This is a genomic window from Candidatus Accumulibacter vicinus (genome assembly GCF_000584955.1).
Classification (GTDB): Bacteria; Pseudomonadota; Gammaproteobacteria; order Burkholderiales; family Rhodocyclaceae; genus Accumulibacter; species Accumulibacter vicinus.
This window is the reverse complement of the sequence record NZ_JDSS02000011.1, coordinates 73,488-87,174: the sequence shown is the minus strand read 5'-3', so window position 1 is coordinate 87,174 and position 13,687 is coordinate 73,488. Positions and strand designations below refer to the sequence as shown.

The 13,687-nt window shown below is 62.3% G+C and carries 14 protein-coding genes; 4 read left to right on the top strand and 10 right to left on the bottom strand.

Features of this window, described 5'->3' with window-relative positions; genetic code table 11:
• The 9 genes from CAPSK01_RS03210 to glnA form a co-directional block, all read right to left on the bottom strand.
• The coding region (locus CAPSK01_RS03210; RefSeq protein ID WP_273702998.1) for a DUF4178 domain-containing protein at positions 1–816 on the bottom strand (816 nt) is incomplete at its 3' end.
• A 39-nt stretch (positions 817–855) separates the two neighbouring features.
• Positions 856–1,884, bottom strand: a complete 1,029-nt coding sequence (locus CAPSK01_RS03205) for an SPFH domain-containing protein (RefSeq protein ID WP_034922399.1) — start codon at positions 1,882–1,884, stop codon at positions 856–858.
• A gap of 66 nt (positions 1,885–1,950) precedes the next feature.
• Positions 1,951–2,355, bottom strand: coding sequence for a DUF350 domain-containing protein (locus CAPSK01_RS03200; protein ID WP_034922396.1), 405 nt, complete (start codon positions 2,353–2,355; stop codon positions 1,951–1,953).
• Between the two features lie 30 nt (positions 2,356–2,385).
• Positions 2,386–3,105 carry a type III pantothenate kinase gene (locus CAPSK01_RS03195; RefSeq protein WP_034922392.1) on the bottom strand — a complete coding sequence of 240 codons (720 nt, stop codon included), beginning with the start codon at positions 3,103–3,105 and terminating at the stop codon, positions 2,386–2,388.
• Positions 3,102–3,917: a biotin--[acetyl-CoA-carboxylase] ligase gene (locus tag CAPSK01_RS03190; RefSeq protein ID WP_034922389.1), complete on the bottom strand. Its 816-nt coding sequence runs from the start codon at positions 3,915–3,917 to the stop codon at positions 3,102–3,104. Before CAPSK01_RS03190 ends, CAPSK01_RS03195 begins: the two co-directional genes overlap by 4 nt.
• A gap of 38 nt (positions 3,918–3,955) precedes the next feature.
• Positions 3,956–5,386 (bottom strand): nitrogen regulation protein NR(I), encoded by a 1,431-nt coding sequence (ntrC, locus tag CAPSK01_RS03185; protein WP_034922386.1) that lies wholly within the window; start codon positions 5,384–5,386, stop codon positions 3,956–3,958.
• 60 nt (positions 5,387–5,446) lie between these two features.
• Entirely contained in the window at positions 5,447–6,520 is a 1,074-nt protein-coding gene (gene glnL / locus CAPSK01_RS03180) for a nitrogen regulation protein NR(II) (protein ID WP_034922383.1), read from the bottom strand.
• A 29-nt stretch (positions 6,521–6,549) separates the two neighbouring features.
• Complete coding sequence (locus tag CAPSK01_RS03175) at positions 6,550–7,035, bottom strand: DUF4124 domain-containing protein (protein ID WP_034922379.1); 486 nt, start codon at positions 7,033–7,035, stop codon at positions 6,550–6,552.
• Between the two features lie 174 nt (positions 7,036–7,209).
• A complete protein-coding gene (gene glnA, locus CAPSK01_RS03170; protein WP_034922375.1) occupies positions 7,210–8,625 on the bottom strand; it encodes a type I glutamate--ammonia ligase in 1,416 nt (471 codons plus the stop codon).
• Positions 8,626–8,927: 302 nt separating this feature from the next.
• Here glnA and CAPSK01_RS03165 point away from each other — a divergent pair, with 302 nt between their 5' ends.
• From CAPSK01_RS03165 to CAPSK01_RS03155, 3 genes are read left to right on the top strand one after another with little or no spacing between them, the layout of a single operon-like run.
• On the top strand, positions 8,928–9,377 hold the full coding sequence (locus CAPSK01_RS03165; protein ID WP_034922477.1) for a rhodanese-like domain-containing protein: 450 nt from the start codon (positions 8,928–8,930) through the stop codon (positions 9,375–9,377).
• A gap of 51 nt (positions 9,378–9,428) precedes the next feature.
• On the top strand, positions 9,429–10,526 hold the full coding sequence (gene nadA / locus CAPSK01_RS03160; RefSeq protein ID WP_034922372.1) for a quinolinate synthase NadA: 1,098 nt from the start codon (positions 9,429–9,431) through the stop codon (positions 10,524–10,526).
• Between the two features lie 32 nt (positions 10,527–10,558).
• A complete protein-coding gene (locus CAPSK01_RS03155) occupies positions 10,559–11,428 on the top strand; it encodes an Hsp33 family molecular chaperone HslO (protein ID WP_034922369.1) in 870 nt (289 codons plus the stop codon).
• 6 nt (positions 11,429–11,434) lie between these two features.
• Here the strand turns inward: CAPSK01_RS03155 and CAPSK01_RS03150 are convergent, their stop codons facing one another.
• Positions 11,435–12,844, bottom strand: coding sequence for an FAD-binding oxidoreductase (locus CAPSK01_RS03150; protein WP_034922366.1), 1,410 nt, complete (start codon positions 12,842–12,844; stop codon positions 11,435–11,437).
• A gap of 401 nt (positions 12,845–13,245) precedes the next feature.
• On the opposite strand from CAPSK01_RS03150, the gene CAPSK01_RS03145 reads away from it, so the two are divergent.
• Positions 13,246–13,687: glucokinase (locus tag CAPSK01_RS03145; RefSeq protein ID WP_273702997.1), on the top strand; the 442-nt coding region annotated here is incomplete at its 3' end.

The window sequence follows — 13,687 nt, the reverse complement described above, 5'->3', positions numbered from 1 at the left end:
CAGCCAGGGCATTTCGCGCAGCGCCTGTGCGGCCCTGGCCAGGAGTTTGATGTTTTCATTGTCGATCCCGATGATCGATCCACAACTTTCGCAGGCGACGCTTTCGATGGCCGGCGAATGAATGCACAGCGGCGCCGCACAGTGCGGACAATTGAAGGCGCGCGCAGTGACCTGCGGCGCCGCGCCGGGCGAGTGATCGTCCGGATGTCTGAGATTGCTGAGCCGGAGTTCGGCAAAGGCGACGGCCTGGCCGACGAAGACCAGCGGTGGCGTCTCGCTGTAATCGATGGTCAGGAAGCGATTGTTCCCGCGCAGATCGGCGCTATGGACATCATAGCCGGCAGCAACCTTGAACGGCAGTTCGCCCTGCCCGGAAATGCAGCGGGCGGTGACCAGATTGCTGACAGTGAAGGTACGCCCGTCGAGGATCAGCGGCATCTCCGGTGCCAGCGCCGCGAAGGCCGGCAGCGGGTCGCTGACCGCGACCTGCGCGCTGACCAGCCACTCGCCGGCGGCTTCGGCGAGCCATGCCGTGCGCCCGTCGTCGAAAAGGACATGCCACTCGTTCCAGATCCCGGCTTCATATTGCATCTGGATGCGGCCGATGACTGTGAACGGGTGCTTGCGGAAAGTGCCGGTGCTGCCGATCTGGACCGGCGAACGATCTTCGAGCAGTTCGGCCATACGACCGAGGTTCTGCAGATCCTCGCCGCTGCGCAGCAGGGTGCTGCGACAGAACTCGCAGACGACATAGATCGAGGTCGCCGACCGGAAAGCGACCGGCGCGCCGCAGGACGGGCAGCGGGCAGTCTTCACGAGCGGGCAGCCGGCACCATCACTGCTCTGGCCGGTGATCTATACCAGCTTGCCGAGCAGTTCGCTCTTTTTGGCGTCGAATTCGGCTTGCGAGAGGATTCCCTTGGCAACCAGGCCATGCAGCTTTTCAAGCGTTGCGATGACCTCGTCGGCGTTGCTGGCAGAACCTTCCGCTGCCGCTGGCTGCACCGGTGCGCTCCCGCCCGGCATCGCCTGCGCCATCGCCACCGTCATCGTCTGGCCGATGCCAAGACCGGCACCGAGGCCGGCACCGAGACCGGCAATGCCGCCCTCGTTCTGTGCCGCCAGCGGAATGCTGTTGGCGACCTGGTATTGCGTGTAGCGTCCGAGGTCGCCGAGCATGTTCATGCCGATGCGGCTGTCGAGGATCTTCTGTAGTTCTTCAGGCAGCGATACGTTCTGCACGACGAAGCTGTCGAGCACCAGTCCGTAGCGCTCGAAAACCCTGGCCAGCTTGTCCTCGAGGGTCCGGCTCAGTTCGTCCAGGTTGGCCGCCATGTCGATGAAAGGCACACCCGATTCGCCGAACAGGTCGGTCATCGAGCTGATCACCAGGTTGCGCAACTGACCATCGAGTTCGGCGACAGTATATTGCGCACGAGTACCGGAAATCTCGCTGTGAAACTTGCACACGTCGGTCAGCTTGTACGAATAGATCCCGAAAGCACGCATCCGCACCATGCCGAAATCCTTGTCGCGAATGGTGACCGGATTCGGCGTTCCCCATTTGCAGTCGAGCTGCAGGCGGGTCGAGAAGAAATAGACATCCGACTTGAAAGGTGATTCGAAGAGCTTGTCCCAGTGCCTGAGGTTGGTCAGCAGCGGCAGGGTACTGGTCGTCAACCGGTAGCGACCGGGCCCGAAAACGTCGGCGATCTGCCCCTCATTGACGAAGATGGCCATTTGCGACTCGCGCACCGTCAGTTGCGCTCCGTACTGGATCTCGAAATCCTGCATCGGGTAGCGCATGGCGAGAACGCCGTCGCCTTCTTCAGTCCAGTGAATGACATCAACGAACTGTTTCTTGATGAAGTCCATGAGCGCCATGGCAATCTCCTGATCACAAGGTTGGCAGGCCGGCGCTGCACTGGCGAGCGCCGGAAGAGAAATCGGTCAGTAGGTCATGCAGGCGGCATTGATCAGACCAATGCTGAACGAAATGGCGGCCAGGAATATCGCTGGTGCGATCCTTCCGGCCGGAATGTCCTGATTGAGCTGAGGCAGCGTCAAACGGGCCACCAGATAGGCCAGGATCTGGATGATGCCAGCGATCACCCCCCAGGAAGCGAGGTCGATCAGGGTATCGCTATGGGCAATGACATTGGCCACCGGCATCGCAAAACCGAGCAGCGCCCCCGCCAGACTGACCGCTGCCGCAGCGTTGCCGGCGCGAATCAGCGCGACCTCCTGGTAAGGCGTGACGTTCAGGTAGACCAGCAAGAAAAGCACCAGCAACCCCATCGCCACGGCGAAGTAGGCGAGGAAGGCAGGCAAGGTCGTCAAGAGGTGAGTCGGCATGCGGCATCTCCTGTCCACAGGCAGAGCGGTTCAAAGGGAGTCGGCATAGCGTACCAGACCGCTGAGGATCAGATTGTCCGTTAACTGGCAAGGGATGCTCAGATGTGCCGCCAGCGGCGCGGCGCCACCACCGGTCAACAGGCAGCAGGCACCGGGTTCGGCAGCAATCGCCGCAAACATCCGTTCGATGGCACCGAGCTGAGCTTGCAGGCAGCCGCTGACGATGGCGTCCATGGTGTTGCGCGGCTCACTACGAAAAACGCCTTCGGCGAAGGGCAACTGCGCCGTGTTGCTCGCCAGCGCCGCCCGCATCAGGTCGTACCCCGGCAGGATCAGGCCGCCGCGAAACAAGCCGGAGGCATCGAGCCGGTCGATCGTCGTCGCCGTGCCGGCGCAGACCACCAGGCAGGTACTGCCGAACAAGGCGCGCGCACCGATCAGCGCCGCCCAGCGGTCGGCACCGAGTTGCCAGGGACGTTCATAAGCATTACGTATGCCGCAGGCCTCGGCGCTGGCGTGCAGGAACGAGACCTGGGCGTGCCGCCTGGCGAGAAGATCCGCAATGCTTGCGGCAACCTCGCGGCCGGCGACGTTGCAGATCGCCACCCGCGCCGCCGCCGGCCATTCGTCGGCGACTTCACTCAACCAGGCGACATCGGCAGTCGCCAGCACGCCGCTGTCCAGCCACCGGTTGCCGTCATGGACGCCCCATTTGATGCGGCTATTGCCCGCGTCGATGGCGATGTTCATGCCACCCGCAGCGACAGATCGCCGCACAGACAGCGTTCGACCCCGCTCGACGTCAGGAGCAGGAGCGCGCCGTCGGCGTCGGCGCCGAGACAGATCCCCTGACGGTCGAGCTGCCCGTCGTTGAGCAGACGCACCTGACGATCCTGCCAGACATGACGCGCCTGCCATTCGTTGCGCACGGCGCTGAAACCACCCGCCGAAAAGTCGTCGAGAACAGCGGCGAGATCGAGCAGCAGTTGCGCCAGCAGGCGATGGCGATCGGGCGCTGCTGACAGCGCCTGCGCCAATGCCGCCGGGCGATGCAGGAACTCCTGCAGCTCTTCGGCGGCAACGGCAGGCATCTGCAGATTGAGGCCGATACCGATCACCGCCAGCATGCCACCCGGCACGGTCTCCAGTTCGATCAGGATGCCGCCAACCTTGCCGCCGTTGAGGAGGATGTCGTTGGGCCATTTGAGTCCGACGCCGGCAACACCGCAGGCCTCGAGCGAACGTGCGACGGCAACGCCAACCGCCAGCGACAGTCCCGCCAGCCGCGCGATGTCGCTGCTGAAGCGCCAGGCCAGCGAGAAGGTCAGGCTGGCTTCGGGAGACGATCGCCAGCTGCGACCGCGACGGCCGCGCCCAGCCGTCTGCCGGTCGGCAACCAGCAGCGCCCCGCTCGTCGCCCCTTGCCGGGAACGTTCGAGCAACAAGGTACTGGTCGAGCTGCATTCGCGTAGCGCCTCGATCGTGAAGCGACTCTGCGCCGGCCCGAGCAGCCGGGTCAGGCGAGCAGGGTCAATCTGGCAAGGGCTATGCGCAGGGTTCATGGCTTCGTCATCACAAGCAACCCCGCCATTATCGCCGATTATCGCGCCGATGAACCTTCCCGCTCGTCGCCGGCACCACTGCCGTCGAGGCCAAGTTCCTGGATCTTGCGGGTGATGGTATTCCTGCCGATGCCGAGAGCATGCGCGGCCTCGATTCGCCGCCCGCCGGTATGGGCCAGCGCACGGTTGATCAGGACGCGTTCGAAGGACTGCGTCAACTTCGCATGCACCTGCCCAGGATCGCTTCTCAACAGATGTTCGACCTCGTTCGCCAGCGCAGTTTGCCAGTCGTTGGTCAGCGTCGCCGGCCCGGCCTCACGCAGTTCCGGCGGCAGGTCGGCGACTTCCAGGAGTTGTCCCGGCGCCATCACCGTCAGCCAGTGACAGAGATTTTCGAGCTGCCGCACGTTCCCCGAAAAATCGAGCGAACACAGATGCTTCAGGGCAGCATCGGAAAAGCGCTTGCCCTCGACACCGAGTTCCTGGGCACTCTTGAGCAGGAAGTGGCGCGCCAGGATCGGGATGTCCTCAGGTCGTTCGCGCAAGCTCGGCAGGCGAACGCGGATCACGTTCAGGCGGTGAAAGAGATCCTCGCGAAAAAGTCCCTGGCCGACTCGCGCTTCGAGATCCTGGTGCGTCGCAGCAATAATCCGCACCCGGGTCTTCAGCGGCGAATGGCCGCCAACCCGATAGTAATGGCCGTCCGACAGCACGCGCAACAACCGTGTTTGCAGCTCTGCCGGCATGTCGCCGATTTCATCGAGGAACAGCGTGCCCCCTTCAGCCTGCTCGAAACGGCCCTGGCGCTGCGCCGCCGCGCCGGTAAAGGCACCCCGTTCATGGCCGAAGAGTTCGGATTCGAGCAGGTCGCGAGGAATCGCTGCGGTGTTGATGGCGATGAACGGCTTGTCGGCACGCGGACTGTGGCGATGCACGGCGCGCGCCACGAGTTCCTTGCCGGAGCCCGACTCGCCAGTAATCAGAACGGTCGCGCTCGATTGACTCAGGCGACCAATGGCGCGGAAGACTTCCTGCATCGCCGGGGCCTGACCGAGAATCTCCGGCGTCAATCCTTCATCGTTCGGCGCACCACTCTGGTGCAGACTCTCGCCAATCGCCCGCCGGATCAGTTCCAAAGCCTGATCGACATCGAAGGGTTTCGGCAGATACTCGAATGCCCCCCCCTGAAATGCCGATACCGCACTCTCCAGGTCGGAATAGGCGGTCATGATGATCACCGGCAGCGTCGGGAAGCGTTCCTTGAACACCTGCAATAATTCCAGTCCCGACTGACCCGGCATGCGAATGTCGGAAACCAGCACTTGTGGCGCTTCGCCACCAGGACCGAGTTGCGCCAGCGCTTCAGTTGCCGAGGCAAAACTCTGAAAAGCGATCTTTTCGCGCGCCAGAGTCTTTTCGAGAACCCAGCGGATTGATTTGTCATCGTCTACGATCCAGACCGGTTTCATCGATTCCTCAGGCGGCTTGTCAAGTATCATGATTGGCTAGCAAGAAGCCTGCCAGCCGACTCAGACGAGCGGCAGGCGAATCGTGAAACAGGTCTGTCCCGGCTGGCTTTCACAATCAATCGTCCCCTGGTGTTGTTGCACAAAACTCTGTGCCAGCGTCAGCCCGAGGCCGCTACCGCCCTCGCGACCGGAAACCAGCGGATAGAACATGCGTTCGCGAATATCCTCGGGAATTCCCGGGCCATCATCGATGACCTTGACTTCGAGCGCCAGCCGGTAGCGGCGCTTGAACAAGGTCACCTGACGCGCGGCCCGGGTGCGTAGCGTGATCAGCCCGGGCACGGTGACGCTCCCGTCAGCCTGCCGGTCAATCGCCTGCGCGGCATTCCTGGCGATGTTCAGAAAGACCTGGATCAATTGTTCGCGATCACCGACCAACTCCGGCAGGCTGGTATCGTAGTCTCGACAAACGCTCAGGATGGTCGGGAACTCGGCAGTCAGCAGGCTGCGCACACGTTCCAGGATCTCGTGAATGTTCACCGGCCCCGGCTGCATCGGCCGATGCGGCGACAGCAGGCGGCGCATCAGATCCTGCAGGCGGTCGGTCTCCTTGATGATCACCTGCGTGTACTCGCGCAGACCCGGCTGGTTGAGCTCGCGCTCCAGCAATTGCGCCGCACCACGGATACCACCGAGCGGGTTCTTGATTTCGTGCACCAGGTTGCGTATCAACTCGCGACTGGCCTGCTGCTGCTCAACCAGACGCTCTTCCCGAGTTGCTCGCAACTGTTGATCGATTGGCCACAATTCGACCAGCAGGCTGGCTTCCGGGGAATCGACCGGGTTGACCGTGCAGTCCAGTTGCAGGACCTCACCACCGACGAGCCGTAAACCGATTTTCTGCCCGGTATAGCCCCAGCCCTGGTTGAGAACGCTGTCGAGTGCCGCCAGCAATCTCGGCGGGCACTCCATGACGCCTTCCAGCGGACAACCGGTAAAAACCTTGTTGCTGATCTCCAGCAGGTTTTCGGCTGCCGGATTCAGGTAGCGGATGGCCAGGCGCGCGTCGAGCAACACCACTGCCGACGACAGCAGATCAAGACCGGCGAAGGGATTTCCCGAATGTTCAGGCATTGGCTTTGCAGGGCGGCAGGCCCTGACGATCAGCGCAGATTGGCGATTTCTTTCTGGATGGCCTCAACATTGCGTTGGTGCAGGGCAACCTTGTCCTTGTAGGTCTGGATCCGCTCCTGCACCTTGCCGCCGCTGACCGCCCCACCCTGCATGCGTTCACTCGGCAGAATGATGCCTTCCTGTTCGGCAAGGTCCTTCTTCGCCTGTTCGGCATTCCTCTGTTCTGCCGCCAGTTCGTTTTCGAGGATGCGTCTACGATCGCCGTCACGCGACTTCTGCGTCTGATCGTCCACCTTCGGAAAGTTGCCTGGCGTCGGCGTTTTCGTTGCCGCAGCCGGTGGTTTGGCCGCTGGCGCCAGGTTGACCGGATCGAGGACAAGTTTCCGGCAACTCTTGCTCGGTACATTCGAGTAGGTCACCCGTCCGTCGGGGTCGGCGCATTTGTAGATGTCCTGCGCGTGCGCCGATACTGCAGCGAACAGTCCAATCAAAAGACACAGGCCTGGCAGTTTCATCGTCGTCGTATTCCTTTGTCGCAGCCAGTCACCGCGGAGGGAAACCGGCGACCCTCCTCCTGAACATCAGGCGACGCCAGGAGAGGAATCGAATCAATAGTAACGCGGCAGGCAGTCGATCGGTAGACAAAAAAAAGGACGGGCAAGCCCGTCCTCTAGTCTGCGCCTACCCGATCAGCAACTGTAGTACAGATCGAATTCGACCGGGTGAGTGGTCATGCGCACCTTGTTGACCTCGTCCATCTTGAGTTCGATGAAGGCATCGATCCAGTCATCGGAAAAGACTCCGCCACGAGTGAGGAAGTCGCGATCCTTGTCCAGCGATTCAAGCGCTTCTTCGAGGCTGGCGCAAACCGTCGGGATCTTGGCATCTTCTTCGGGGGGCAGGTCATAGAGGTTCTTGTCTGCCGGATCGCCCGGATGAATGCGGTTCTGAATACCGTCAAGACCGGCCATCAACAAGGCCGAGAAGCACAGATAGGGATTGGCGATCGGGTCTGGAAAACGGGTTTCGATACGCCTGGCCTTGTCGGAAGCGACATGCGGCACACGGATCGAAGCCGAACGGTTCTTAGCCGAGTAGGCCAGCTTGACCGGTGCTTCGTAGTGGGGCACCAAGCGCTTGTACGAATTGGTGCCGGGGTTGGTGATCGCGTTCAGCGCCTTGGCGTGCTTGACGATGCCACCGATGTAGAACAGCGCCAATTCCGAAAGACCGGCGTAGCCATTGCCGGCGAACAGGTTCTTGCCATCCTTCCAGATCGACTGATGGACGTGCATTCCCGAACCGTTGTCGCCAACAATCGGTTTCGGCATGAAGGTCGCGGTCTTGCCGTACTGATGCGCAACGTTATGGACCACGTACTTGAGCACTTGTGTCCAGTCGGCGCGCCTGACCAGCGTGTTGAACAGGGTCCCGATCTCGCACTGACCGGCGGTCGCGACTTCGTGGTGATGCACTTCAACCGGCACCCCGACCGATTCGAGCGTCAGCACCATCGCCGAGCGGATGTCGTGCAGGCTATCGACTGGCGGTACCGGGAAATACCCCCCCTTGATCCCCGGGCGGTGACCCGAACCCCCCTCACTGTCGCCCTTTTCGCCACTCGTCCAGGCCGCTTCCTGCGAGAAGATCTTCAGGGTGCAGCCCGACATGTCGACGCTCCACGACACCGAATCAAAAATGAAGAACTCGGGTTCAGGTCCGAAGTAGGCGGTGTCACCAATACCGCTGGACTTGAGATAGGCTTCGGCGCGCTTGGCAATCGAACGTGGATCGCGGTCGTAGCCGCGGCCGTCCGCCGGATCGACCACATCACAGGTGATGACCACGGTGGTCTCATCGAAGAAGGGATCGACATAAGCGGTGCTCGGATCGGGCATCAACTGCATGTCCGAAGCCTGAATCCCTTTCCAGCCAGCGATTGACGAACCATCGAAAGCGTGGCCGTTCTCGAACTTGTCCTCGCCAAAAGCGCTGACCGGCACCGTCACGTGCTGCTCCTTGCCACGCGTATCGGTGAAGCGAAAGTCAACGAACTTCGCCTCGTTTTCCTTGACCATGTTGATTACGTCTTGCGGGCTTGCCATTACAAAATCTCCTGAAGAGGTGCCGGACTCGCCGGCGATAGTAGAAAACAGGGGTGCGGGGGGAACTAGCAGAAAACGTGCCAATCACTGTCCCGGTGGATTTTCATTGTGCCACAAGGTTCTGGCGCGTTCTCGAGGTTTTTTCACGCACCATGTCGGTTCACCAAACCTGATCAAGCACCAAGATGGTGCGCAACGAAAAAAAGCACCCTGCCCTGCGAACGATACAACTGATTTATACTCCGAGCTTCATCAGACGCCTTATCGGGCGCCCTTCAACACCGGCACTCTGGCAGGACACCATGGGAAAATTGACCGATCTGCTGCAACTCGCCCGCGAACGCGGGCGCGAACTTGGCCTCCCGTACACCGGCGCACTGACTCCGGAAGAGGCGTACAAGGTCTGGCAACTGGCGCCCGGTGCCAAACTGGTCGACGTGCGCACGCGTGCGGAATGGGATTGGGTCGGACGCATCCCCGGTGCCGTCGAAATCGAATGGATGAGTTACCCCGAGAACCGGCCCAACAGTCATTTTCTGGCACAACTGAAACAGCAGACCGATCGCGAATCACTGCTGATGTTCATCTGCCGCAGCGGCGTGCGTTCGCACCAGGCAGCGGCACTGGTCAGTCAGGCCACGCCGCGCGACTGCTACAATGTGCTCGAGGGCTTCGAGGGCGACAAGGACGCCAGCGGCCAGCGAGGCAAGATCGGCGGCTGGCGGCACGCCGGCCTGCCCTGGCATAACTGAACGCTGCCAGCCCCGCCTGGCTTCCCGGACATCGATTCGAGTACCCCCACCATGCAAGGCGCAACCATCCACTTCGACCAATTCAACCAGATGCACGACGACGCCTGTCATCAGCGAATCCGTACCGCGCGCGCGCGCCTCGGCAAGGAGGCCGTGCTGCTCTGCCACCACTATCAGCGCGCCGACGTTTATCAATACGCCGACTTCACCGGCGACTCGCTGAAGCTCTCGCGCCTCGCATCGGGGACCGATGCCCGCCATATCGTTTTCTGCGGCGTGCATTTCATGGCCGAAGTCGCCGACATCATGTCGAAGCCCGAGCAGATCGCCATCCTGCCTGATCTGGCCGCCGGCTGCTCGATGGCCGACATGGCCAACCTGGCCAAGGTCGAACGCTGCTGGCGTGAACTCGGCGAAGTGCTCGACGTGGATCAACAGCTCACGCCGGTGACCTACATCAACTCGGCGGCCGATCTCAAGGCCTTCTGTGGCGCACGCGGCGGCATCGTGTGCACCTCGTCGAATGCTGGCACGATTGCCGCCTGGGCGTTTGCGCGTCGCGAGAAGATTCTCTTCTTTCCGGATCAGCACCTCGGACGCTGGACCGGCTTCCAGATGGGCATTGCACTCGACGAGATGATGGTCTGGGACCCCGACCTTGAGATGGGCGGCCTCACCGCCGAGCAGATCCGGCGGGCAAAACTTCTACTCTGGAAAGGCCATTGTTCGGTCCATCAGATGTTCCAGCCGGCGCACATCCTGCGTTTTCGCAATCAGCATCCCAACGGCCTGGTCATCGCCCACCCGGAATGCAGCTTCGAAGTCTGCCGGCAGGCGGATTTCGTCGGCTCGACCGAATACATCGTCAGAACGATCAAGGCCGCCCAGCCGAACACGCGCTGGCTGGTCGGCACCGAGCTCAATCTGGTCAACCGTCTCGCAGAGGAAGTCAGGCACGAGGGCAAGATCGTACAGTTCATGGCGCCAACGGTGTGCATGTGCTCGACGATGCAGCGCATCGACCCGCAGCATCTGGCGTGGACGCTCGAGAATCTGGCCGATGGGCAGGTGGTCAACCGGATCACGGTGCCCGAGCATGAGCGAACACTCGCCAAGCTGGCGCTGGAAAGAATGCTCGCCGTTTCCTGAGTGCTGCGCCCGCTGATCCACCACCATCCTCTATGCTCGACGACTGCCTGAGCCGCTTTCTGCTCGACAACCTCGACATCCGGGGCGCCGTCGTTCGCCTCGGACCGGCCTGGCGAAAAATGCTCGAGAATCGCGACTACCCGGCACCGGTTGCCCGATTGCTCGGAGAAATGAGCGCCACCACCCTGCTTCTCGCCGACAACCTCAAACAGTCCGGCCGGCTGACGATCCAGATGCGCGGCAGCGGCCCGGTGTCGCTGCTGGTCATCGACTGCAACGAGCAGTTGCAGATTCGCGGCATGGCCAGATGTGAAACACAACCGCAATCCCATTCCGTTCCGGAACTGCTCGGCGATGGCCAGTTGCTGCTCGCGCTCGACCGGCCATCGATGCGCCAACCCTATCAGAGCATCGTCCCACTCGATGGCGAAAGTATCGCCGAGGTCTTTGAGCACTACCTCGAGCAGTCGGAACAATTGCCCGCGCGCTTTTTCCTGGCCGCATCGGCAAGCGCGGCATCCGGACTCTTCGTCCAGAAACTGCCCGCTGCCGATCGGTGCGATGCAGACGGCTGGACGCGTGTCGAGGCGCTGGCGGCCACTGTCAAGGCGGCCGAACTCTTGACGCTGACCGCTGAAGAACTGCTACGCCGCCTCTTTCCGGAAGAAACCGTGCGCCTTTTTCCGGCCCGGCCGGTCGTTCATCACTGCCCCGAGGACTGGGAGAAAGTCCGTGCACTGCTACGTTCGCTCGGCCCCACCGAAGTCTACGCCACCCTGCGGGAACATGGCGAAGTGCTGATCAAGGACGACCTCTGCAACCTGGAGTATCGTTTCGACACAGCGGCCATCGACGCACTCTTCAGCGATGCACTGCAGACGACATCACCGACGCTGCATTGACCGAACTCAAAGCACCTTGCCGGGATTCATCAACCCCCGAGGATCGAGGGTGCGCTTGATCGCGCGCATCATCTCGATCTCGACCGGGCTCTTGTAGCGCAGCAATTCCATACGCTTCAACTGGCCGATGCCGTGTTCGGCGCTGATGCTGCCGCCCAGTTCATGCACCAGGTCATGGACGATCCGGTTGACTGCGGGCTGCGCGGCCAGAAAGGCCGCGTTCTCGCCGACGGCCGATTTGGACTGGTTGTAGTGTAGATTGCCATCGCCGATGTGCCCGAAGGTAACGATGCGAATCTCCGGGAAAGCCTGTTCAAGCGCCCGGCCGGCGCGCTCGACGAACTCGGGAAGGCGCGAAATCGGCAGCGAGACATCGTGCTTGATGCTCAGGCCAGCGCGCTTCTGCGCCTCGCCGATATTCTCGCGCAGAGCCCACAGACGCTTCGCCTGCTCGCCGCTTTGCGCCAGCAGCACGTCGCCGAGCACGCATTCGTCGAGCGCCGTTTCGAGAAACGCTGCCAGCGCATCGCGCTGCGCCGTATCGTCACTGCCGCCGGAGAGTTCGATCAGGAGGTACCATGGGCTTGCCGGCAACGCCGGATGCGCCCCCGGGATGTACTTGCGGACCAAGGCCAGCGCCGCCTCGGAAACCAGTTCGCAGGCGGTCAGCGACGCACCGAAGCGCGCCTGAAGATCGGCCAGCAGGCGTACTGCCAGCGCCGGTGAGGCGATCGCCAGCCAGGCGGTGGCGGTCGCGCGTGGCAGCGGGAAGAGCTTCAATACCGCCGCAGTGATGATCCCCAGCGTCCCTTCGGCGCCGATGAACAGGTGCTTCAGGTCGTAGCCGGTATTGTCCTTGCGCAGGGCGCGCAGGCCGTTCCAGATCTCGCCGCTCGGCAGCACCACTTCGAGACCCAGTGTCAGCTCGCGCATGTTGCCGTAGCGCAGAACCTGCACGCCCCCCGCGTTGGTGGACAGATTGCCGCCGATCTGACAACTGCCTTCGGCCGCCAGCGACAGAGGAAACAGCCGCCCCGCCTGCGCAGCCAGTTCCTGCACCGCCTGCAGCACGCAGCCCGCTTCGACGGTGATGGTGTTGTTGGCGGTGTCGAGCGCGCGCACGCGCTGCATTCGGGAAAGGCTGATCAGTACCGACCGGCCATCGAGCGCAGGCGTCGCTGCGCCGCACAGGCTGGTATTGCCGCCCTGCGGCACCATCGCCACGCCAGCCTCGGTACAGGCCCGGACCACCGCCGACACCGCCGCGGTGGTCGCCGGCCGCACGACGCAAAGCGCCGCACCGCGATAACGACCCCGCCAATCGGCAAGATATGCCGCCATGCGGTCGGTGCCAGTCAGGACATTCCCGGAGCCGAGCAGATCGCTCAGCGTTCTGATCAGATGCGCATCATTCACATGTTGGCCTTGAGTAGGTCCGGATCGCAGGCGCGAAAGAAAGCACGTACCGATTGCAGGCTCATCGGGGAGTGCGTGACAGCCAAGTATCAGGGAAACGGGGGTCACAATAACGATGGCGTGATGATTCGGCAAGTCCCGGCTTGACAGAACCCGCGTGGACCGGAGAGACTGCCGGACAACTGATGCCGGTATCCGGGGGAGAACGTCAGATGCGTCCGGTCTTTGAAAAATACCGTATTTGGTGCGAAGATCCGGGCACATGTCCATCCTTTCGGCGGGGCATTTATCTTCGACCTGCAGCGGCCTCTCGAACAAGATAACAGGAGCGGCCGCGCCATCTATTGGCTTGACACATGAGAACCCCCCGACCCCCTCCCCGACATCGAGCAGGCACTGCCATGACGCCATACACCATGCTGGTTGCCGACATCGGTGGCACGCGCGCCCGTTTTGCGCTGCTCGACGAATCCGGCGCACCGGATCGGGTACGCATTCTCGCGGTGGCCGACTTCAGCGGACCGGCGGCAGCGATTCAAGCCTACCTCACCGAAGTGGGCGGCCCGGCCTTGCAGGCAGCAGCAATCGCCCTGGCCGGCCCGGTACAGGATGAAGTGGTCCGGCTGACCAATGGCGCCTGGACTTTCGCGCGCGCCGACCTGATGGCAGAACTCGGGTTGAGCCGCCTGCTTCTGCTCAACGACTTCACGGCCCTGGCCTTGTCTCTACCACAGCTCGCTGCCGCCGATCTGCATCAGGTCGGCGGTGGCGTGCCGGTCGAGCGGGCTCCCAAGGCCGTGCTGGGACCGGGAACCGGCCTTGGCGTCTCGGGAGTGCTTTTCG